Source organism: Caballeronia catudaia, from assembly GCF_001544755.2.
GTDB classification, from domain to species: domain Bacteria; phylum Pseudomonadota; class Gammaproteobacteria; order Burkholderiales; family Burkholderiaceae; genus Caballeronia; species Caballeronia catudaia.
Genome location: NZ_FCOF02000002.1, coordinates 1 through 20,655, shown reverse-complemented (window position 1 = coordinate 20,655; position 20,655 = coordinate 1). Strand labels below are relative to the sequence as shown.

The 20,655-nt window shown below is 63.4% G+C and carries 20 protein-coding genes, 1 tRNA gene and 1 pseudogene; 14 read left to right on the top strand and 8 right to left on the bottom strand.

The features are described from left to right. Nucleotides 1–35: 35 nt before the first annotated feature. On the top strand, nt 36–680 hold the full coding sequence (locus tag AWB75_RS02315; protein ID WP_061122476.1) for an RNA pyrophosphohydrolase: 645 nt from the start codon (nt 36–38) through the stop codon (nt 678–680). Nucleotides 681–804: 124 nt separating this feature from the next. Beyond that, complete coding sequence (locus AWB75_RS02310) at nt 805–1,395, top strand: CNP1-like family protein (protein ID WP_061122732.1); 591 nt, start codon at nt 805–807, stop codon at nt 1,393–1,395. A gap of 60 nt (nt 1,396–1,455) precedes the next feature. On the opposite strand, the gene proB is transcribed toward AWB75_RS02310, so the two are convergent. The 4 genes from proB to rplU all read right to left on the bottom strand — a co-directional run bounded on the left by proB (nt 1,456) and on the right by rplU (nt 4,443). Further along, the gene (gene proB / locus AWB75_RS02305) at nt 1,456–2,574 is read right to left on the bottom strand and encodes a glutamate 5-kinase (protein ID WP_061122475.1); all 1,119 of its coding nucleotides are present in this window, start codon (nt 2,572–2,574) and stop codon (nt 1,456–1,458) included. 26 nt (nt 2,575–2,600) lie between these two features. Beyond that, the gene (gene cgtA / locus AWB75_RS02300; protein ID WP_061122474.1) at nt 2,601–3,701 is read right to left on the bottom strand and encodes an Obg family GTPase CgtA; all 1,101 of its coding nucleotides are present in this window, start codon (nt 3,699–3,701) and stop codon (nt 2,601–2,603) included. Nucleotides 3,702–3,845: 144 nt separating this feature from the next. Beyond that, complete coding sequence (gene rpmA, locus AWB75_RS02295) at nt 3,846–4,106, bottom strand: 50S ribosomal protein L27 (RefSeq protein ID WP_061122473.1); 261 nt, start codon at nt 4,104–4,106, stop codon at nt 3,846–3,848. 25 nt (nt 4,107–4,131) lie between these two features. Continuing rightward, nucleotides 4,132–4,443 (bottom strand): 50S ribosomal protein L21, encoded by a 312-nt coding sequence (gene rplU / locus AWB75_RS02290; RefSeq protein ID WP_008342953.1) that lies wholly within the window; start codon nt 4,441–4,443, stop codon nt 4,132–4,134. A 272-nt stretch (nt 4,444–4,715) separates the two neighbouring features. Between rplU and AWB75_RS02285 the strand changes: the two genes are divergently transcribed. From AWB75_RS02285 to yacG, 9 genes are all read left to right on the top strand, one after another. Next, nucleotides 4,716–5,708 (top strand): polyprenyl synthetase family protein, encoded by a 993-nt coding sequence (locus tag AWB75_RS02285; RefSeq protein ID WP_061122472.1) that lies wholly within the window; start codon nt 4,716–4,718, stop codon nt 5,706–5,708. Nucleotides 5,709–5,748: 40 nt separating this feature from the next. Beyond that, nucleotides 5,749–5,825: transfer RNA gene (locus tag AWB75_RS02280), tRNA-Pro, on the top strand. A gap of 145 nt (nt 5,826–5,970) precedes the next feature. After that, on the top strand, nt 5,971–7,260 hold the full coding sequence (locus AWB75_RS02275) for an HlyC/CorC family transporter (protein ID WP_061122471.1): 1,290 nt from the start codon (nt 5,971–5,973) through the stop codon (nt 7,258–7,260). A gap of 74 nt (nt 7,261–7,334) precedes the next feature. After that, on the top strand, nt 7,335–8,552 hold the full coding sequence (locus AWB75_RS02270; protein ID WP_061122470.1) for a GspE/PulE family protein: 1,218 nt from the start codon (nt 7,335–7,337) through the stop codon (nt 8,550–8,552). Next, entirely contained in the window at nt 8,552–9,745 is a 1,194-nt protein-coding gene (locus AWB75_RS02265) for a type II secretion system F family protein (protein ID WP_061122469.1), read from the top strand. The genes AWB75_RS02270 and AWB75_RS02265 overlap by 1 nt, the downstream gene beginning before the upstream one ends. A gap of 31 nt (nt 9,746–9,776) precedes the next feature. After that, a complete protein-coding gene (locus AWB75_RS02260; RefSeq protein ID WP_061122468.1) occupies nt 9,777–10,688 on the top strand; it encodes a prepilin peptidase in 912 nt (303 codons plus the stop codon). A 13-nt stretch (nt 10,689–10,701) separates the two neighbouring features. Continuing rightward, nucleotides 10,702–11,307, top strand: coding sequence for a dephospho-CoA kinase (gene coaE / locus AWB75_RS02255; protein WP_061122467.1), 606 nt, complete (start codon nt 10,702–10,704; stop codon nt 11,305–11,307). A 170-nt stretch (nt 11,308–11,477) separates the two neighbouring features. Beyond that, nucleotides 11,478–12,233, top strand: coding sequence for a cell division protein ZapD (gene zapD, locus AWB75_RS02250; RefSeq protein WP_061122466.1), 756 nt, complete (start codon nt 11,478–11,480; stop codon nt 12,231–12,233). Nucleotides 12,234–12,306: 73 nt separating this feature from the next. Then, nucleotides 12,307–12,498 carry a DNA gyrase inhibitor YacG gene (gene yacG, locus AWB75_RS02245; RefSeq protein WP_061122465.1) on the top strand — a complete coding sequence of 64 codons (192 nt, stop codon included), beginning with the start codon at nt 12,307–12,309 and terminating at the stop codon, nt 12,496–12,498. A gap of 10 nt (nt 12,499–12,508) precedes the next feature. Here the strand turns inward: yacG and AWB75_RS02240 are convergent, their stop codons facing one another. From AWB75_RS02240 to secA, 4 genes are all read right to left on the bottom strand, one after another. After that, the gene (locus AWB75_RS02240) at nt 12,509–12,952 is read right to left on the bottom strand and encodes an NUDIX domain-containing protein (protein ID WP_061122464.1); all 444 of its coding nucleotides are present in this window, start codon (nt 12,950–12,952) and stop codon (nt 12,509–12,511) included. Further along, nucleotides 12,949–13,812 (bottom strand): ATP-binding protein, encoded by an 864-nt coding sequence (locus AWB75_RS02235; protein WP_061122463.1) that lies wholly within the window; start codon nt 13,810–13,812, stop codon nt 12,949–12,951. The genes AWB75_RS02240 and AWB75_RS02235 overlap by 4 nt, the downstream gene beginning before the upstream one ends. A 2-nt stretch (nt 13,813–13,814) precedes the next feature. Then, nucleotides 13,815–15,044, bottom strand: coding sequence for a bifunctional glutamate N-acetyltransferase/amino-acid acetyltransferase ArgJ (argJ, locus tag AWB75_RS02230; protein ID WP_061122462.1), 1,230 nt, complete (start codon nt 15,042–15,044; stop codon nt 13,815–13,817). 159 nt (nt 15,045–15,203) lie between these two features. Further along, nucleotides 15,204–18,017 carry a preprotein translocase subunit SecA gene (secA, locus tag AWB75_RS02225; protein WP_061122461.1) on the bottom strand — a complete coding sequence of 938 codons (2,814 nt, stop codon included), beginning with the start codon at nt 18,015–18,017 and terminating at the stop codon, nt 15,204–15,206. A gap of 288 nt (nt 18,018–18,305) precedes the next feature. Between secA and AWB75_RS02220 the strand changes: the two genes are divergently transcribed. From AWB75_RS02220 to AWB75_RS02210, 3 genes and pseudogenes are all read left to right on the top strand, one after another. After that, a complete protein-coding gene (locus AWB75_RS02220; RefSeq protein ID WP_061122460.1) occupies nt 18,306–18,782 on the top strand; it encodes a DUF721 domain-containing protein in 477 nt (158 codons plus the stop codon). A gap of 400 nt (nt 18,783–19,182) precedes the next feature. After that, entirely contained in the window at nt 19,183–20,367 is a 1,185-nt protein-coding gene (gene hpnI, locus AWB75_RS02215) for a bacteriohopanetetrol glucosamine biosynthesis glycosyltransferase HpnI (RefSeq protein WP_061122459.1), read from the top strand. Nucleotides 20,368–20,452: 85 nt separating this feature from the next. Beyond that, nucleotides 20,453–20,655, top strand: a pseudogene (locus tag AWB75_RS02210) (hopanoid biosynthesis associated radical SAM protein HpnJ); the annotation flags it as partial.

Sequence of the window (20,655 nt, the reverse complement as noted above, 5' to 3'; positions counted from 1 at the left end):
ATCAAAGCAATTTTAAAGGATTTGAAGGTGGCTGTATGCTGGATCGTGAAGGCTTTCGCCCGAACGTCGGCATCATCCTCTTGAACGCGCGCAACGAAGTGTTTTGGGGCAAGCGACTGCGTGAACATTCCTGGCAGTTTCCGCAAGGGGGCATCAAATACGGCGAGACCCCCGTGCAAGCCATGTATCGGGAGTTACACGAAGAAACCGGTCTGCTTCCGGAGCACGTGAAAGTTGTCGGTCGCACGCGCGACTGGCTGCGTTATGAGGTGCCGGACAAGTTCATCAAGCGTGAGGTGCGCGGACACTATCGCGGTCAGAAACAGATCTGGTTTCTGCTGCGCATGGTAGGACGCGATTGCGACATCTGCCTGCGCGCGACGGACCATCCGGAATTCGATGCCTGGCGCTGGAACGAATACTGGGTGCCGCTGGATGCGGTTATCGAGTTCAAGCGTGACGTTTATCAAATGGCTCTCACCGAGCTGTCCCGCTTCCTGCGGCGCACCAACTCCCGCGGCGAACGCGGCGAGCGTGCCGCGCATCACGGGCCGCGCTATCCGCGCGTGCTGCAGACGATGACGATCGAAGCACCTGCTGTTACTGCCTCCGGCGCGGCGGTTCAGGCAGAATGCACGGTCAGCGAAGAAGTGCATGTGATCATCCAGCGCTCCTCGTGAGACAGATCGCAGCAGTTCATTGCACACGTTGACACTCAACTCGATTGCGATCGATGGCACGGCGAACTTCTCGCCGTGCCATCTCGCTTTGTTTCGCCGGGCCGGGGCTTCGCGGTCCGCGCGCATGTTTTTCGGGAAGACCCAATTGAAAGTGAACGCCTCACTCGCGGTACTCGCAGCATCTGCGGCAGCGCTTGCCGTGCTCGCCGGCTGCTCCAGCAACAAAGCGCCGTCCACGCAAGACGACGGCGTGTTCACCTATCTGCTCGATCGCAAGCCGAACTGGACCGAGGAAAAGATCGACACGATGCCGCCCCTGCCGCAAGCATCGAATCTGCTCGCCTTCAACGTTTCGCAGAACACGCCGCTCACCTTCGCCGTCGATAAAACGTCGCTCACGGTCGGCAAAGACGGCGTCGTGCGTTACGTGATCGTCGTAACGAGTCCGGCGGGCGCGCGCAATGTCAACTACGAAGGCATTCGTTGCGACACCTACGAATGGCGCCGTTACGCAAGCATCAACGACGATCAGAACGGCTGGGATCAGGGTGTCGCGTTCGATTTCAAACGCATCGAGAACGGTGAGCTGAACGCGTATCAGGCGGCGCTCTATCAGGATTATTTCTGCGCGAGCAAGCTGCCGGTCGGCACGGCGAAGCAGATCGTCAACAACATTCAGTACAAGCGCACGCAGAGCTCGATCAACGTGCGCTGATTTCACCGCGCGCCAAAGTGAAAACGCCCGCTGGATCAGCGGGCGTTTTCGTTTTTCGCTTCAGACGAGCACGAGATTGTCTCGATGGATCAGCTCGGGCTCCAGCATGTACCCGAGCACGGTTTCGATCTCCCCGCTCGGCCGCCGATGAATCAGCCGCGCCTCCGAACTGCTGTAGTTCGTGATGCCGCGCGCGACCTCGCGCCCCTGATCGTCGATGCACGCGATCACCTCGCCGCGATCGAACGCGCCCTTCACGTCGATCACGCCGATCGGCAGCAGGCTCTTGCCGTCGTCGGTGAGCTTGCGCACCGCGCCGTTGTCGATCACGACGTGCCCGCGCACCTGCAAGTGATCCGCCATCCACTGCTTGCGCGCCGCCATGCGTGCCATGCGCGCGATGAGTTGCGTGCCGATCAGTTCGCCGGACGCGAGGCGCGTCAACACATCGGCTTCGCGACCGCTCGCGATCACCGTGTTCGCACCGCTATGCGCCGCGCGCTTCGCCGCGAGTATCTTGGTCAGCATGCCGCCGCGCCCGAGGCTCGAACCCGCGCCGCCGGCCATCTGCTCGAGTTCGGGCGTGCCGGCATCGGCCTGTTCGACGAGCGTCGCGTTCGGGTCCTTGCGCGGATCGGCGGTGAAGAGACCGCGCTGGTCAGTCAGGATGACGAGCGCATCGCCTTCGATCAGGTTCGCGACCAGCGCGCCGAGCGTGTCGTTATCGCCGAACTTGATCTCGTCGGTGATGACCGTGTCGTTCTCGTTGATGATCGGCACGGCGCCCAGGCGCAGCAGCGTGAGCAATGTGGAGCGCGCATTCAGATAGCGTTCGCGGTCGGCGAGATCCGCGTGCGTCAGCAGAATCTGCGCGGTACGGATGTTGTGCGCGCCGAAGCTGCTTTCGTAGACCTGCGCGAGACCCATCTGGCCGACTGCGGCGGCGGCCTGCAATTCATCGATCTCGCGTGGCCGCTTCGTCCAGCCGAGCCGGTGAATGCCTTCCGCGATCGCGCCCGAGCTCACGAGCACGACTTCCTTGCCCTGCTCGCGCAGCGCCGCGATCTGCGCCGCCCAGCGAGAGATGGCCGCATGGTCGAGTCCGCGCCCGTCGTTGGTGACGAGGCTGGATCCCACTTTCACTACGATTCGCTTCGCAGCGGCGATGACCGAACGCATCGTGCGCTTTCTCCTCGTGGTTGCGTTTATTCCTTCGCGGCGCCGTCGTCGCGCGCATCGTCCCGAAAACGCACGTCGGCGGCCAGATCTTCCGCTTCCGCCGCGCGTGACGCGTCCGAATGCTGCGAAATGTAATCGTAGATCGCATACGTGAGCGCTTCACAGCCCTGGCCCGTCAGCGCGGAAATCTCGAAGACCGGACCGTCCCACTCGAACCGCTCGACGAAATCGGCGATGCGCGCTTCGCGCTCGTCTTCCGACACCATGTCGAGCTTGTTCAGCACGAGCCAGCGCGGCTTCTCGTAGAGCGTCTCGTCGTACTTGCGCAGTTCGTTGACGATGGCCTTCGCTTCCGCGACCGGATCGACGTTTTCATCGAACGGCGCCATGTCGACGAGATGCAGCAGCACGCCGGTGCGCTGCAAGTGACGCAGGAAGCGATGTCCGAGGCCCGCTCCTTCCGCCGCGCCTTCGATCAGGCCGGGAATGTCGGCGATCACGAAGCTCTTGCTCGGCCCGACGCGCACCACGCCGAGATTCGGCGCGAGCGTCGTGAACGGATAATCCGCGATCTTCGGCCGCGCGTTCGATACCGACGAAATGAACGTGGACTTGCCTGCGTTCGGCATGCCGAGCAAGCCGACATCGGCGAGCACTTTCAGTTCGAGCTTGAGCATGCGGCGCTCGCCCGGCTTGCCATCGGTTTTCTGACGCGGCGCGCGGTTCGTGCTCGACTTGAAATGCAGGTTGCCGAGGCCGCCCGCGCCGCCCTGCGCGATCTGCACCTGCTGATTGTGCTCGGTCAGGTCCGCGATGATCTCGCCCGTTTCCTGATCCGAAATGATCGTGCCGACCGGCATGCGCAGCGTGATGTCGTCGCCGCCTTTGCCGTAGCAGTCCGCGCCGCGGCCGTTTTCGCCATTGCGCGCCTGATGCTTTTTGGAGAACCGGTAATCGATCAGCGTGTTGATATTGCGATCGCCGATCGCGTAGACGCTACCGCCGCGGCCGCCGTCGCCGCCGTCCGGACCGCCGAACGGGACGAACTTCTCGCGGCGCATCGACGCGCTGCCATCTCCCCCGTCGCCGGCGATGACTTCGATCCTCGCTTCGTCAATGAACTTCATGCGTTGCTCCGTCCCGTGTTTGCTGTATTTTGCCGTGACCGACTTTTGCGGTCACTCATGATTCGAGTTGATCGCACCAAATGAAAATGGCCCCGCGAACTTCGCGGGGCCATTTTTCCGGTCCTGAAGCCCGTGCGTAAAAACTTACGCTGCCGGGACGACGACGACCGTGTGCTTCCGTGCGGCGCCCTTGGTCACGAACTTCACGTGGCCGTCGGTCAGTGCGAACAGGGTGTGATCCTTGCCGATGCCGACGTTCTCACCCGGATGCATGCGCGTGCCGCGCTGGCGAACGATGATGCCGCCCGCGTTGATTGCCTGGCCGCCGTACACCTTCACGCCGAGGCGTTTCGACTCGGAGTCGCGGCCGTTGCGGGAAGACCCGCCTGCTTTTTTGTGTGCCATTTACTTAGCTCCTTACCCGATGCACTTACGCGTTGATCGCGTCGATGCGCAGTTCGGTGTAGTTCTGGCGGTGGCCAGCGTGCTTTTGGTAGTGCTTCCGGCGACGCATCTTGAAGATGGTCACTTTCTTGTGACGACCTTGCGACACGACGGTAGCTTTGACGGAAGCCCCACTGACCAGCGGCGTACCGAACTGAATCGATTCGCCTTCGCCTACTGCGAGAACCTGGTCGAGCGTGATTTCAGCGTCAATGTCTGCCGGTATCTGTTCTACTTTCAATTTTTCGCCAACGGCAACCTTATACTGCTTGCCGCCGGTTTTTATGACCGCGTACATTGAGAACCTCACTCAAAATTCTTTCCCGCTCGTGCGGGAAACTTAACTTCTTTCCACGCACCACGCGGGGAAAACACGCGATTATACAGAGAGTTACGCTCGGCGTCAAAGTGCAGCAACGGCTACGGTGAGAGGGGCCGCAAGGCGCCATCCTCGGCGAAACGACCTCGAAACACGCGCGAATTTCGCCGACGCGTCACGATTCGACATCCGGAAACGCGTCGTCCGTCGGATTCGCCTTATAATCCGCCGGATTACCTTTAATGCCGATCATGTCGTCCACCGCCACTTCCTCTCCCAACGCCGCCGCGCTGCTCGCCCCGATCGCCGAGGACATGCAGCAGGTCAATCGCGTCATCCGGCAGCGCCTGGCATCAGAAGTGATGCTGATCAACCAGATCTCGGAGTACATCATCGGCGCGGGCGGCAAGCGGCTGCGTCCGGCGCTGCTGCTGCTGGTTTCGGGCGCGCTCGGCGACACGACCGGCCATCGCCACGAACTGGCGGCCGTGGTGGAGTTCATCCACACGGCGACGCTGCTGCACGATGATGTCGTCGACGAATCCGACCTGCGCCGCGGCCGCAAGACGGCGAACGCGCTGTTCGGCAACGCGGCGAGCGTGCTGGTCGGCGACTTTCTCTACTCGCGCTCGTTCGAGATGATGGTGAGCGTCGGCAAGATGCGCGTGATGGAGATTCTGTCGGTCGCGACCAACATCATCTCGGAAGGCGAGGTGCTGCAGTTGCTCAACATGCACGATCCGGACGTCGACGAAGCGCGCTACATGCAGGTGATCCGCTACAAGACGGCGAAGCTGTTCGAAGCGGCGGCGCAACTGGGCGCGGTGCTCTCGGGCGCGGATGCGCGCACCGAAGCGGCGGCGGCGGAGTTCGGCCGGCGCATCGGTACGGCGTTCCAGATCATGGATGACTGGCTCGATTACACCGGCACGCCCGAATCGATGGGCAAAAACGCCGGCGACGACCTGCGCGAAGGCAAGCCCACGCTTCCGCTCATCTATCTGATGGAGCACGGGACGCCCGAGCAGGCGGCGCTTGCGCGCGAAGCGATCGAGCAGGGTGGCACGGACCGTTTCGACACGATCTTCCACGCGATCACGACTTCGGGCGCACTGGATCACACGCTGGAATGCGCCCGAAAAGAAGCCGAAGCAGCGGCCCATGCAATATCTTCGTTTCCTGATTCCATTTTCAAGGAAAGCTTGCTAGAATTATGTTCTTACTCGACATCGAGACAGTCTTGAACGAGACTGAAACGAAGTAAGAGTCCAAGTTGGTCGAATTCGGGGTGTAGCTTAGCCTGGTAGAGCGCTACGTTCGGGACGTAGAGGCCGGAGGTTCGAATCCTCTCACCCCGACCAGAATTGCAAAAAAACCCGCATGGTCCGCCATGCGGGTTTTTTCTTTCCGCGCACAGAACCGCGAATATTGACCAAAAGGCCGAGGGCAGGCTTCCCGGCCCGTCTGCTATATTGCCTCCCATCTCCGCCCCTACCCGATCACCGCGTGGACAACCTTCCCTTATGGGCGCAAATTTGCGCTATTTTCCTGCTTCTCGTCCTTTCCGGCTTCTTCTCGATCTCCGAAACGTCGATGATGGCGCTCAATCGCCACCGACTGAAATATCTGGCTAGCCAGGGATCGCTGCGCGCCCGCACCACGCAAGGGCTGCTCGCGAAGACCGACCAGCTTCTTTCCGTGATCCTGATCGGCAACAATCTGATCAACACGATCATCCCGGTGCTCACCACCTCGATCGCGCTGCGCACGTTCGGCCATAACAATCTCGTCCTGTCGATCACGACGGGCGTCATCGCGTTTCTGATTATCGTGTTTGCGGAGATCGCGCCGAAGATCGTCGGCGCGACGTATCCCGAAAAGGTCGCGCTGCCCGCGAGCCTCGTGCTCGCGCCGCTCATGCGCATCGCGCGGCCGCTCATCTGGTTCGTCAATCTGTTCGCCAACGCGATTCTGGCCGCGCTGCACATCAACACGAAAAACAAGCGCGATCAACGCCTCTCGCCCGAAGAGTTGCGCACCATCGTGCTCGAAACCGGCAGCTTCATGCCGACCAAGCACCGCAGCATCCTGCTCAATCTGTTCGATCTGGAGAACATCACGGTAGATGACGTGATGATTCCGCGCCGGCGCATCGAAGCGCTGGATCTCGACGCGCCGTTCGAGCAGATCCTGCATCAGCTCGAAACCTGCTATCACAACAAGCTGGTGGTCTATCAGGGCGACATTGACCGCGTGCTCGGCATCCTGCACGTGCGCAAGACGCTCTCGGCGCTGCATAACCAGGAACTCGAACGCGAAACGCTGCGTCAACTGCTCGCCGAACCGTATTTCGTGCCGGTCGGAACGCCCGTCTTCCAGCAATTGCAGTACTTCCAGGAAAGCGGCCACCGCATTGCGATCGTGGTCAACGAGTACGGCGAATTGCAAGGGCTCGTCACGCCCGAGGACATCATCGAGGAACTGATCGGCGAATTCACGACGACTATCCCGCGCGGCGCCGGCTCTCGCGGCGGCTGGGATGACAACGGCGAGTGCATCGTCGCGGGCAGCATGCCGCTGCGCGAGCTGAACCGCTGGCTGCATCTGACGCTGCCGACGGACGGCCCGAAAACGCTCAACGGGCTGATTCTCGAAACGCTCGAAGACATTCCGGACGGCGACGTTTCGATGCGCATCGGCAACGTAACCGTCGAAGTCATGCGCAGCGACGATCAGGCGATCCGCACGGTGAAGATTTTTCGGCCGGACGGGGCGCCGAAACACGCGCTGCGTTAGCCATTCGGACGACTGGCCGAAGGCGTTCGCGAGCGGGATGATCGGATCATCTCGACTCCGACCGCACGACGCCCATGATTTCCCCTTCCCGCGACGCCTTCGACACTTTCGCGCGCCCGGCGCGACCGCCCGGCGCCACGGTCGACGCGGCGGCCGACCACGAGACGCCCGCCGTCTCGCTGCTCACCGAAACCCTGCGTGACGCCGCCGAGCGCGGCGCTTCCGATATTCACGTCGAGCCGGCCGAGCACGACTGGCGCATCCGGCTGCGCGTCGATGGCGCGCTGCATGTGCTCGGGCGCCCGCCGCCACATCTGCGCGACGCGTTCGTCACGCGCATCAAGGTGCTGTCGCGCATGGATATCGCGGAGCGCCGCGTGCCGCAGGACGGCCGCTTGCGGCTGAATCTGCCGGGCGGGCGCATCGGCGACTATCGCGTCAGTTCACTGCCGACGCTCTTCGGCGAAAAGCTCGTGCTGCGCCGGCTCGACACGTTGCCGCCGGACCTGTCGCTCGCCGCGCTCGGCCTCGACGGCACGCAAAGCCGCACCCTCGAATCGGCGATTCGCGCGCCGCACGGTCTCGTGCTCGTGACCGGTCCGACCGGCAGCGGCAAGACCCTGTCGCTCTACTGCTTTCTGCAGATGCTCAACGCCGAAGCGCGCAACGTATGCTCGGTCGAAGATCCGGTCGAGATTCAGCTCGCGGGCATCAATCAGGTGAGCGTGCGCGAAAAGGCCGGGCTGACGTTCGCCGTGGCGCTGCGCGCGTTCATGCGCCAGGATCCGGACGTCATCATGGTGGGCGAAATTCGAGACGCGGAAACCGCCGATGTCGCGGTGAAAGCCGCACAGACGGGCCACCTCGTGCTCTCGACATTGCACACTAACGATGCGCCCGCCGCGATCGCGCGTCTCATCGACATCGGCGTGGCGCCTTATAACCTCGCCTCCGCGCTCAGGCTCGTCACGGCGCAGCGGCTCGTGCGCAAGCTCTGCGAGCAGTGCCGGGCGCCCTCCCCGCTGCCGCTCGCGGACGGCTTCCATCCGTTCGAGCCGCGCGGCTGTCCGGCGTGTCACGGCATCGGTTATCGCGGGCGTGTCGGTGTGCATCAGGTGATGCCGGTCTCCGATGACATACGCGAGCTGATCGTGTCGCGCGCCGCAACTCATGCGATCTCGCGCGCGGCGCAGGCGCAAGGCATGCCCGCATTGCGCGACGCGGCCTTCGCACGCGTGCGCGAAGGCGTGACGAGCGTCGCCGAGGCAACGGAAGCGACGGAGATCGATTGATGAGCGAGCTTCGTTTTGCGTGGCGCGGCATGGACGCCGACGGCCGTGAAAAGCGCGGCAAGATCATCGCGGCGGATTCGCTGTCGGCGCGCACGGCGCTACGGCGGGAAGGCGTCATCGTGATCGCGCTCGACATGCTCGGCGCCGCGCCGCCGCCCAAAGCGAAGACCGCCGAAGTCACGCTCTTCACGCGCCAGCTCGCCGGCCTGCTGCGCGCCGGACTGCCGCTCGCCGGCGCGCTCGAATTGCTTGCCGGCAGCGCAACGGACGGCGGGCTGCCGCGCATCGTTCGCGCAGTGGCCCGCGATATCACGCGCGGCGTGCCGTTTTCGGCGGCGCTCGCGCAGCATCCCGCGGCATTCGGCGCGCTGTACTGCCAGTTGGTGTCCGTCGGAGAAATGGCGGGCGCCTTGCCGGCCGTGCTCGCCCGTCTTGCCGACGATCGCGAGCGCGCCGCCTCGCAGCGCGCCCGGCTTCGCGCCGCCCTCACTTATCCGGTCATGGTGCTGCTGCTGTCGCTCGCGATCACGGCGGGCTTGTTGATCGGCGTCGTGCCGACCTTCAAGACCATCTTCGACGGCTTCGGCGCCGCGCTGCCCGCGCCAACGCGTTTCGTGCTCGCGCTCTCGGATGGCGTCGCGACCATCGGTGTGCCGCTCGTGATCGGGTGCGGGGTCGTGGCGGTCGTCCTGCTCAACTGGATGAAGCGTTCGCCCGACGCGCGCGAATCGGCCGATCGCATCGCACTGCGTTTGCCGCTCGCGGGTAAGCTACTGCGCTCGCTCGCCGTCGCACGATGGAGCCGCGCGCTCGGCACGTTGCTCGCCGCCGGCACGCCCCTCTCCGATGCCTTCGACTCGCTCACGCACGCCACGGGAAACCGCGTGTTCGACCGCGCGACCGTCGAGATCGCCGTGCGCTTGCGCAATGGCGAGCGCCTCGCCGCAGCGATGCGCGCCGCCGGATGCTTTCCGCAAGATGTCGTGCAGCCGATCGCGGTCGCGGAAGAATCGGGTTCCCTCGATTCGATGCTGCTCGATCTCGCCACACTCGCGGATCGACAGGTCGACGAGCGCATCGGCGGGTTCGCGAGCCTGTGCGAGCCGATCGTCATCACCGTGTTGGGCGCGCTCGTGGGCGGGCTCGTCATCGCGATGTATCTTCCTATCATTCAGCTCGGCAACGTGGTGTAGCATCGCGGGCCAGAGCAACCGTTCGTCCATCATGCAGCCTTCGTTCGATCCGTCCGCCGCGCACTTCGCGAGCCGCTATCTGTCGGCATTCGCCGCGCTTCCCGTCGCGGTGCAGTATGGGTTCGCCGTCGTGCTCGGCCTCGTGATCGGCAGCTTTCTCACGGTCGTCGTGCATCGTCTGCCGGTTCTGCTCGAACGCGCGTGGCGCGCCGAAATCGAAGCGGTCGTGCCGGACGCGCCGAAGTCCGGCGCCGATACGTACCCCGAGCGCTTCAATCTCGCGGTGCCGCGTAGCGCGTGTCCGCATTGCAAGCATGTTCTGCGCGCGTGGGAGAACATTCCCGTCCTCAGTTATCTTGCGTTGCGCGGACGTTGCTCGGCATGCGGCGCGCGCGTGAGTCCGCGCTATCCGCTGATCGAACTGACGACCGGCGCACTGGCGGCGCTCTCGCTCTACGCGTTCGGGCCATCCTGGCCCGCCGTGGCGGCGTTCGGGCTGTGCGCGACCTTGCTCGCGGCAGCGCTCATCGACTACGACACGCGCTATCTTCCCGATGTGCTGACGCTGCCGCTGCTGTGGGCCGGGCTCATCGTCAATTTCAGCGAAGGCGGCTTCGCAACACTGCACGATGCCGTCACCGGCGCGATCGCGGGCTACTTGTTCCTGTGGTGCGTGTACTGGCTCTTCAAGCTCGTGCGCGGCGTCGAAGGCATGGGATACGGCGACTTCAAGCTGCTTGCCGCAATCGGCGCGTGGCTCGGCTGGGCGCCGCTGGCGCAGGTCGTGTTGATCGCGGCCGTCGCGGGCGCGGCGTTCGGCATCGTGGCGACGTGGATGAAGCGCATGCGTTTCGAAGAGCCCTTGCCGTTCGGGCCGTTTCTCGCGGCTGGGGGAGCCATTACGCTCTTCGTGAGCACGCCGCTCTATGCTTTGTTCGGATGAAGGAGCGCGACGGATGTTCTGTATCGGTCTCACTGGCGGAATCGGCAGCGGCAAGAGCACAGTCGCGGATCTGTTCGCGGCGCGCGGCGTGACGCTCGTCGACACGGATCTGATCGCGCATCGGATCACAGCGCCGGGCGGCGTTGCAATGCCGCTCATCGCGAGCGAGTTCGGCGACGATTTCATCGCGGAAAACGGTTCGCTCGATCGCGCGAAGATGCGCGCGCTAGTCTTCGCCGACGACACCGCGAAAGCCCGCCTCGAAGGCATCGTGCATCCGCTGATCCGCGCTGAAACCGAGCGCCAGCGCAACGCCGCGCCTGGGCCGTATCACATCGTCGTGGTGCCGCTGCTCGTCGAGTCCGGAGAATGGGCGGCGCGGGTGTCGCGCGTGCTCGTGGTGGATTGTCCGGTCGAGACGCAAATCGCGCGTGTCATGCGACGCAATGGCTTCGCGCGGGAACAGGTGCTGGCGATCATCGCGAAACAGGCGTCCCGCGAAGCGCGCCTCGCCGCAGCCGACGACATCGTCGTCAACGACGAAACCGCGACGCTCGACGCGCTCGCGCAGCAAGTCGACGTGCTGCACGCACGCTATCTGTCACTCGCATCGGCTTGAAGAGGCGCGTTCGCCTGAGTTAGCGAAATGCTCGAAAAGTTCCCAAAATCGCGCCGAAACTGGCGCTTTGGCGCGCAAATCGGCCCCTATTTGCTAGGGTGAGGATGCGGCATTAGAATGTGCTCACTTCCGCTCAAGGAAGCAACCGACTTACGCCGAGGCGAGCGCGCTTGATCCTTTACGAGTATCCCTTCAACGAGCGCATCCGGACGCTGCTGCGGCTCGAAGATCTGTTCGAGCGCTTCACGTTCTTTCTGACTCAGGAAGACGCGCGAGAGCATCATGTCGCGCTCACGACGCTCTTCGAGATCGCCGAAGTCGCAGGCCGCACGGATCTCAAGGCCGACCTCATGAAGGAACTGGAGCGGCAGCGGCAAACGCTCGCGCCATTCCGCGGCAATCCGGGTATCGAGCAGGAAGCGCTCGAAGCCGTGCTCGGCGAAATCGAGCAGACGCTCGCCGGACTCACGGAGATGCACGGCAAGACCGGCCAGCATCTCGCCGACAACGAATGGCTCGCAAGCATTCGCAGCCGCACGATCATCCCGGGCGGCACTTGCAAGTTCGACCTGCCGTCGTACTACGCCTGGCAGCAGTTGCCCGTCGAGGAGCGTCGGCAGGACATCGCGAAATGGGTCATGCCGATGCTCGCGCTGCGCGACGCAGCAACCATCGTCTTGCGGCTCGCGCGCGAATCGGGTCAGGCATCGAAAGTGATGGCGATGCAGGGCAGCTACCAGCAGATGTTGTCCGGCCGCACGTATCAGTTGATGCAGGTGCGCGTATCGCCGGACACGCGCGTGATTCCTGAAGCGAGCGCGAACAAGTACATGTTGTGGGTGCGATTCACGGTGCAGGACGGTGACCTGAAGCCGCGCGCCGTCGATGTCGACGTGCCGTTTCATCTGACGCTTTGCAGCCTTTGAATCGGGAACGGTTTGGCCTCATATGGTCAAATACCGTCCGTCAATTCGTTCACCGGCTCGATTCGCAACTGTCATGACCACTGTCGTCAAATGCCCGACCTGCGGCAAGGATGTCCGCTGGGTCTCCGAAAACCGTTTTCGTCCGTTCTGCTCGGAGCGCTGCAAGCAGATCGACCTCGGCGCGTGGGCGGCCGAAAAATACAAGATCTCGGGGAATTCGCAGGAAACGCCGCCGGACGACGACTCGCACGGCGGCCTGAACTGAGCGCGAGCGTCTATTCGCGCTCTTCCTCTTCGAGCCATTCGAGGATCGGAATGGCCGCGGGCAGCAACGGCGCGACGTCGACAGGAAGCGTCTGCCAGGCAATCGCCTGACCTTCGCGCCCGCGCGGCGCGCCCTTCCAGCCCGTCACCTTGCAGAAAAAGAGACGCACGTACGCGTGCGGATAGTCGTGCTCGAGCGTGCGCCAGAGCTGGCACGCGGTGACGTCTATGCCCAGTTCCTCATGCAATTCGCGCCCGAGCGCCGCCTCGACGCTCTCTCCTGCTTCCAGCTTGCCACCGGGAAATTCCCAGTAACCTTCGTACGGTTTGCCTTCGGGCCGCTGAGCGAGCAGATAACGTCCGTCGTGCTGCACCATCACGCCGACCGCCACTTCGGTCACCTTGCGTCCGTCGGGCGCGATGTCGCTCGTCGAGCCGGCCGTCGAATCGGTCATTGCTTGCGTCCCGACCAGTCGCGTGCAAACTGCCACGCGACGCGGCCCGAGCGCGATCCGCGTTCGAGCGCCCAGACGAGCGCATCGCCCCGCGCGTTTTCGATTTCGGTCGCGTCGCAGCCGAAATGCTTCAGCCAATGGCCGACGATCGACAGGTAGTCGTCCTGCTTGAACGGATAGAAACTGACCCACAGACCGAAGCGCTCGGACAGCGAAATCTTCTCCTCGACGACTTCGCCGGGGTGAATTTCGCCATCGGACGTGTGCTTGTACGTCTCGTTGTCGCTCATGTATTCGGGCAGCAAGTGGCGCCGGTTCGACGTCGCGTAGATCAGCACGTTGTCGGATTGCGCCGCGACCGATCCGTCCAGCGCGACCTTCAGCGCCTTGTAGCCCGACTCGCCTTCCTCGAAGGAAAGATCGTCGCAGAACACGATGAAGCGCTCGGGCCGCGCGGAGATCAGATCGACGATATCGCCGAGATCGTGCAGATCGTCCTTGTCGACTTCGATCAGACGCAGACCGTCCTTCGAATACGCGTTCAGGCACGCCTTGATCAGCGACGACTTGCCCGTGCCGCGCGCGCCGGTCAGCAGCACGTTGTTCGCGGGCAGCGCCTTCACGAACTGCAACGTGTTCTGCTGGATCAGGCCTTTTTGTCGATCGATGTTCTGAAGGTCATCGAGCGAGATATCCGAAATGGCCGCGACGGGTTGCAGAAAACCGCGCCCCTGACGTTTGCGCCAACGAAACGCCACTGCGGACGCCCAGTCGATATCAGGCGTCGCCGGCGGCAACATGCCTTCGATGCGCGCCAGCACCGCTTCCGCGCGGCTAAGGAACTGTTCGAGTTTGTCCATGCTTACGATCGGTAGTCCGCGTTGATGCTCACGTAATCGTGCGAAAGATCGCAGGTCCAGACGGTCGCCGTCGCGTTGCCGCGGCCGAGCACGACGCGAATCAGGATCTCGCTCTTTTTCATCACGCGCTGGCCGTCTTCTTCCTTGTAGGCGGGATTGCGGCCGCCCGCTTTCGCGACGAGCACGTCATCGAGATAGAGATCGATCTTGCCGACATCGAGATCTGTCACGCCTGCATAGCCGATCGCCGCGAGAATGCGGCCGAGGTTCGGGTCCGACGCGTAGAACGCGGTCTTCACGAGCGGCGAATGGCCGATCGCGTACGCGATCTGACGGCATTCCGCCGCGTCCTTGCCGCCTTCGACCGTGACGGTCATGAACTTGGTCGCGCCCTCGCCGTCGCGCACGATGAGCTGGGCGAGATCCTGCGCGACTGCCGTCACCGCGTCGCGCAGCGCGGCGTAGGCGGGCGAATCCGTCGATGTGATTGCCGGCAGGCTCGATTTACCTGATGCGATCAGGATGAACGAATCGTTGGTCGACGTATCGCCGTCGATCGTGATGCAGTTGAACGAACGATCGGCGACATGCTTCACGAGTTCGTCGAGCACCGGTTGCGCGACCTTGGCATCGAAGGCGAGGAAGCCGAGCATCGTCGCCATGTTCGGGCGGATCATGCCCGCGCCCTTGCTGATGCCCGACAGCGTGACCACGTGCCCGTCGATCGTCACCTGACGCGACGACGCCTTCGGCAGCGTGTCCGTCGTCATGATGGCTTGCGCCGCGTCGAACCAGTGCGCGGCCTGTTGATTCGCGAGCGCGGCGGGCAGGCCGGCCTTCAGGCGATCGATCGGCAGCGGCTCAAGAATCACGCCGGTCGAGAACGGCAGAATCTGTTGCGCATTTAAACCCGCGAGGCGCGCGAGTTCCGCGCAGGTCTCGCGCGCGTGCGCCATACCCGGTTCGCCCGTGCCCGCGTTCGCGTTGCCCGTATTCACGACGAGCGCCCGGATACCCTTGCCCGCCGCCAGATGCTCGCGACAGATCGTCACCGGCGCCGCGCAGAAGCGGTTCTGCGTGAACACGCCCGCGACGCTCGCGCCTTCATCGACGCGAATGACGAGCACGTCCTTGCGATTGGGCTTGCGAATGTTCGCCTCGGCCCAGCCTAGCGTGACGCCGGCGACGGGATGAAGCGCTGCGGGATCGATCGAGGGGAAATTGACGGCCATGTTCGCGTCTCGCTGAGGGTGGCGAGTGCCGGCAAGGACCACCGGCACGCTATGAAAGACTGACGCCGCTTCGCTGAACGAAACCGGCGCCGTGAATGATGGGTCCTGCAAAGACAAACGACGCATCGCTGCGTCGCTTGAGATCCGGTCACCAGCCGATTACGCCAGCTTACCGTGACAGTTTTTGTACTTCTTGCCGCTGCCGCACGGGCAGGGATCGTTGCGGCCGACCTTCGGCACTTCGTCCGACGGGCGGGTCGCCACGCTGATGTCGTCGCCGGTGGCCATCGCCTGGCTGACCATCTGCGCGGTGGCGCTCGCCGCGGCCGCTGCGGGCGTCGGGTCCGCCGCCGGCGCGTTGAAGTCCGCGTGCGTGAACGACACGTTCTCCAGATGGCTGCCCATCTCTTCGTACTGCTCGGCGGCTTCTTCGAGTTGCTCCGGCGACTGGATCTGCACGTTCATCACCACGCGCGTGACTTCCTGCTTCACGGCGTCGAGCATGGCGGCGAAGAGCTCGAACGCCTCGCGCTTGTATTCCTGCTTCGGGTTCTTCTGCGCGTAGCCGCGCAGATGGATGCCCTGACGCAGATGATCGAGCGCGGCGAGATGCTCGCGCCAGCGGCTGTCGAGCGTCTGCAGCATGATCGAGCGCTCGAACGCGCTGAACGATTCGCGGCCCACCATCGCAACCTTCGCCTCGTACGCTTCGTCGGCGGCGGCGAGCACCGCTTCGCAGATTTCCTCGGCGTCGATCGAGTTCGACTCGTTGATCATCTCCTGAACGGCGAGATCGAGCGACCAGTCGTTGCGCAGCACTTCTTCCAGTTCCGGCGCTTCCCACTGCTCTTCGATGCTGCCCGCCGGCACGAACGTGCGCACCACGTCGCCGATCACGCTCTGACGCATCGCGGCGATGGTTTCCTGCACATCGTTCGCTTCGAGCAGCTCGTTGCGCTGCTGGTAGATCACCTTGCGCTGATCGTTCGAGACGTCGTCGTATTCGAGCAGTTGCTTGCGGATGTCGAAGTTGCGCGCTTCGACCTTGCGTTGCGCGCCTTCGATGGAGCGCGTGACCATGCCCGCCTCGATCGGCTCGCCTTCGGGCATCTTCAGGCGATCCATGATCGCGCGCACGCGGTCGCCCGCGAAAATGCGCAGGAGCGGATCATCCAGCGACAGATAGAAGCGCGACGAGCCCGGATCGCCCTGACGGCCCGCGCGGCCGCGCAGCTGGTTGTCGATACGGCGCGACTCGTGACGCTCGGTGCCGATGATATGCAGACCGCCCGCCGCTTTCACGTGATCGTGGAGCGCCTGCCATTCGTCGTGCAGCTTCTGGATGCGCGTGGCTTTCTCGTTCTCGGGAATCGACAGATCCGCTTCGATGAACGACGCCTGCTTCTCGACGTTGCCGCCGAGCACGATGTCCGTGCCGCGACCCGCCATGTTCGTCGCGATCGTGACGACGCCCGGACGTCCCGCTTCCGCGACGATCGCCGCTTCGCGCGCGTGCTGCTTCGCGTTGAGCACTTCGTGCTTCACGTTCTGCTGGCTCAACAGACCGGACAGCAGCTCGGACGCTTCGATCGAAGTAGTGCCGACGAGCGTCGGCTGGCCGCGCTCGACGCAATCGCGGATGTCGCGAATCACGGCGTCGTAACGCTCCTTCGACGTCTTGTAGATCTGGTCCTGCTTGTCGACGCGCTTCGGCGGACGGTTCGTAGGAATCACGACCGTTTCGAGGCCGTAGATTTCCTGAAATTCGTACGCTTCCGTGTCCGCGGTGCCGGTCATGCCGGACAGCTTCGCGTACATGCGGAAGTAGTTCTGCAACGTGATGGACGCGAGCGTCTGGTTCTCGGCCTGAATCTGGACGTGTTCCTTCGCTTCGACGGCCTGATGCAGACCGTCTGACCAGCGGCGGCCGTTCATCATGCGGCCCGTGAATTCGTCGACGATCACGACTTCGCCGTTCTGCACCACGTAATGCTGGTCGCGCAGGAAGAGCGTATGCGCGCGCAACGCGGCATAGATGTGGTGCATCAGCGTGATGTTCTGCGGCGCGTAGAGGCTCTCGCCTTCGCCGATCAGACCCCACTCGGCGAGCAGGCGCTCGGCCTTCTCGTGGCCCGATTCGGTCAGGAACACCTGGCGCGCTTTTTCGTCGAGCGTGTAGTCGCCCGGCTTCTCGACCCCGGTGCCGTCCGCCTTCTCTTCGCCGATCTGCTGTTCGAGCAGCGGCGGGAGCGCATTCATGCGCACGTAGAGATCCGTGTGATCTTCCGCCTGGCCGGAGATGATGAGCGGCGTGCGCGCCTCGTCGATGAGGATCGAGTCCACTTCATCGACGATCGCGAAATTAAGCGGCCGCTGCACGCGCGAATTGGTCTCGTAGACCATGTTGTCGCGCAGATAGTCGAAGCCGAACTCGTTGTTCGTGCCGTAGGTGATGTCCGCCGAGTACGCTTCCTGCTTCTGCGAATGCTCCATCTGCGACAGGTTGACGCCGCACGAGAGCCCGAGGAAGTTGTAGAGACGCGCCATCCATTCGGCGTCGCGCTGGGCGAGGTAATCGTTCACCGTGACGACATGCACGCCGCGGCCCGACAAAGCGTTGAGATACGCCGCGAGCGTCGCGACGAGCGTCTTGCCCTCGCCGGTGCGCATTTCAGCGATCTTGCCGTAGTGCAGAACCATGCCGCCGATGAGCTGGACGTCGAAGTGGCGCATCTTCAGGATGCGCTTGCTCGCCTCCCGGCAGACGGCGAACGCCTCCGGCAGGATCACGTCGAGCGACTCGCCGCCCGCAACGCGCTGGCGGAACTCATCGGTCTTGGCGCGCAGCTGGTCGTCCGAGTACTTCTCGACGGTCGGCTCGAGGGCATTGATCGCCGCAACGGTCTTTTGATATTGCTTGACCAGCCGCTGATTGCGGCTGCCAAAAATCTTCTGAAGGAAACCGGTCGTCATCGGATCAGTGTCTGCGTCGCGGCTTCGGACGGGCCGCAGCACCAAGCTGCGTCCGGGCTCGGAGAACCTCGGCGACTTAAGTCCATAGGGTGAAATCGAATCGGGAATTTTAGCACGCGAGTTTGTCAGACCTTGCGTTGCCTGCCCGCCCGCGCGTCGGCGGAGCGCGACAGTCAACGGGTTGAAAGCTTGGCTGGAGGCAGCCTCCGGATTTGACCTGCGCTGCCGGGACCGTGGCCTCCCTCGCGTACAATCGAACCGTTCCATCGGGCATCCGCCTCGACAAAAATGAGCCGCTTTTCTACAAATTCAAGATCACGTTTCGATCCGCGCCGGCCGCAAGCCGTTTCCGACGTGCTCGATCGCACCGATGCCTTCCGCGCCTTGCGCGCAGGGGTAGAGCAGGTGGCGGCGCTGCAGCGCGACCTCAGCGCGCTGCTGCCGGACTATCTGGCGTCGAACGTGGAACCCGGCTTCATCAAGGATGGCGTGCTGGCGTTGTTCGCCGCGCACAATGCGCTGGCGGCGCGCTTGCGGCATCTGGAACCGCGTCTGCTCTCGGATCTCCAGCAGCGCGGCTGGGCCGTCGATGCGCTGAAAATCCGCGTGCGCCCCCAGTCGATGAAAGAGCCCGCGCCGCCGAAGCAAGCGCGTATGTCACCAGCGGGCGCGTCAGCGCTGCAGGAGCTGGCCGAAACGCTCGAACCGTCGCCGCTGCAGGAAGCGCTCGCGCGCATGGCGGCGCGTCATCGGGCGGGGAAATAAGCCAGATGACATCGCCCGCATTCGGGCGCCGACCTTCAAACCGTTAACTCCGATTAACCGGCCCGTGGTGTTCATTCGAATACCCGATTCGCAAAACTGCAAAAATATATACGGCGCGATAACCCGCCCTTTATTGACAAATATTTACAGACGGACGGTTTTTATCACATTAGACTTCCGCTCATTGCTAGAATCCAGCGAAATCTCGTTCGCTCAGCCTCCGCCGGTCGCTGCACGTGTCAGTCAATCGTAAATAGCTTCCCAGCATGCAATCCTGGTCATTCCCATTGGCGGGAGGCAAACGCGTGCTCGGACACCGCGTCGCACATGCGCTATCGGCTGAACGAACTCAGTATCTACACCTCGGGACTTTTCCGGCCGAGCAATAACTGGCTTAGCAATGTTAAGTATTGTCGCAACCGACACCCTTATTTCCTGTTTCGTTTTTATCGCCGCGGCTTATTCGATTGCCGCCGCAATGGCGATGCCGCGATTCGAACGTCGCATTGCAAAGCAGCCTGAAACCGCAATCGACGAGCAAGGCGTGAGCGTGCTCAAACCCCTTTGCGGCGCCGAACCGCGTCTGTTCGAAAATCTGGCGACTTTCTGCGAACAATCGCACGGCGAGTTTGAGCTGATTTGCAGCGTCGCTTCATCGAGCGATGCGGCGATCGGGACGGTCCGTCGCCTGCAGGCCGCCTATCCGCAGCGCGCGATTCGCCTCGTTGTCGATTCCCGCGTGCACGGACGCAATCTCAAGGTGAGCAATCTCATCAACGCGGCGGAGCATGCGCGCCATGACCTCATCGTGGTGGCGGACAGCGACATCGCCGTGACGCCGCGCTATCTGCGCACCGTGACCGCGCCGCTCGCCGATCCGACGGTCGGCGTCGTCACGTGTCTCTATCGCGCCGAGCCGGTTGCGGAGTTTTGGTCCCGCGTCGGTTCGCTCTTCGTCAACGAGTGGTTCGCGCCTTCTGTGCGCGTCGCGCATGGCGGCGGCTCGCGACGCTATGGCTTCGGCGCGACGCTCGCGCTCACCCGCTCGACGCTCGACGCGATCGGCGGATTCCACGCGCTCAAGGACTGCCTCGCCGATGACTATTATCTGGCCGAATATCCGCGCCGTCTCGGACTGCGCACGGTGCTCGCGCCGATGATCGTCGCCACCGACGTGGCCGAATCGGGCCTCTCCGCCTTGTGGCAGCGCGAGACACGCTGGCTGCGCACGATCCGCTCGATCAATCCGGCGGGTTTTGGGTTTCTGTTCGTCACGTTCACCTTTCCGTGGATGGCCGCCGGCGCCGCGGTCGCGCTATCGAACTGGTCTTCGCCGCTGTCCGTGCCGTTGCTCGTCGCGTCATGCGCCGGCCTCGCGGCCCGGATCGCACTCCATGCGCGCGAGTCGCGCCACGCGCGTTCGTTCTGGCGCGATCTGGCTCTCGTGCCGCTGCGCGATGCGCTGCTCGCGCTCGAATGGCTCGCGGCCGTGTTCGGTTCGAACGTCGTATGGCGAGGCGTGCATTTGTCCGTCGAAGGCGGCGTGCTGCCCGGAACCGCAGGCTCGATGCCGTCGCGACGCTGAAACCGCAACCTTCATACGCGTCGCGACGGTCCAGTGCGCGGCGTTCGATCCATCTTTCATCGCAACATAAGTTGCCGGAGCTTTCATGAAGACGCTCTTTCTTCAGGCACCGTCCTTCGACGGCTTCGACGGCGGCGCCGGTTCACGTTATCAGGCGAAGCGCGAGATCCGCTCGTTCTGGTATCCGACGTGGCTCGCGCAACCCGCCGCGTTGATTCCCGATAGCCGCGTGCTCGACGCCCCCGCCGATGGCCTGTCCGTCGAAGCGACGCTCGATATCGCCGCGCA

Bases quoted from the DNA above. Each gene is read 5' to 3' on its own strand.
- AWB75_RS02315 (WP_061122476.1), top strand. From the start codon at position 36: ATGCTGGATCGTGAAGGCTTTCGCCCGAACGTCGGCATCATCCTCTTG.
- AWB75_RS02310 (WP_061122732.1), top strand. From the start codon at position 805: ATGTTTTTCGGGAAGACCCAATTGAAAGTGAACGCCTCACTCGCGGTA.
- proB (WP_061122475.1), bottom strand. From the start codon at position 2,574: ATGCGTTCGGTCATCGCCGCTGCGAAGCGAATCGTAGTGAAAGTGGGA.
- cgtA (WP_061122474.1), bottom strand. From the start codon at position 3,701: ATGAAGTTCATTGACGAAGCGAGGATCGAAGTCATCGCCGGCGACGGG.
- rpmA (WP_061122473.1), bottom strand. From the start codon at position 4,106: ATGGCACACAAAAAAGCAGGCGGGTCTTCCCGCAACGGCCGCGACTCC.
- rplU (WP_008342953.1), bottom strand. From the start codon at position 4,443: ATGTACGCGGTCATAAAAACCGGCGGCAAGCAGTATAAGGTTGCCGTT.
- AWB75_RS02285 (WP_061122472.1), top strand. From the start codon at position 4,716: ATGTCGTCCACCGCCACTTCCTCTCCCAACGCCGCCGCGCTGCTCGCC.
- AWB75_RS02270 (WP_061122470.1), top strand. From the start codon at position 7,335: ATGATTTCCCCTTCCCGCGACGCCTTCGACACTTTCGCGCGCCCGGCG.
- AWB75_RS02265 (WP_061122469.1), top strand. From the start codon at position 8,552: ATGAGCGAGCTTCGTTTTGCGTGGCGCGGCATGGACGCCGACGGCCGT.
- AWB75_RS02260 (WP_061122468.1), top strand. From the start codon at position 9,777: ATGCAGCCTTCGTTCGATCCGTCCGCCGCGCACTTCGCGAGCCGCTAT.
- coaE (WP_061122467.1), top strand. From the start codon at position 10,702: ATGTTCTGTATCGGTCTCACTGGCGGAATCGGCAGCGGCAAGAGCACA.
- yacG (WP_061122465.1), top strand. From the start codon at position 12,307: ATGACCACTGTCGTCAAATGCCCGACCTGCGGCAAGGATGTCCGCTGG.
- AWB75_RS02240 (WP_061122464.1), bottom strand. From the start codon at position 12,952: ATGACCGATTCGACGGCCGGCTCGACGAGCGACATCGCGCCCGACGGA.
- AWB75_RS02235 (WP_061122463.1), bottom strand. From the start codon at position 13,812: ATGGACAAACTCGAACAGTTCCTTAGCCGCGCGGAAGCGGTGCTGGCG.
- argJ (WP_061122462.1), bottom strand. From the start codon at position 15,044: ATGGCCGTCAATTTCCCCTCGATCGATCCCGCAGCGCTTCATCCCGTC.
- secA (WP_061122461.1), bottom strand. From the start codon at position 18,017: ATGACGACCGGTTTCCTTCAGAAGATTTTTGGCAGCCGCAATCAGCGG.
- AWB75_RS02220 (WP_061122460.1), top strand. From the start codon at position 18,306: ATGAGCCGCTTTTCTACAAATTCAAGATCACGTTTCGATCCGCGCCGG.
- hpnI (WP_061122459.1), top strand. From the start codon at position 19,183: ATGTTAAGTATTGTCGCAACCGACACCCTTATTTCCTGTTTCGTTTTT.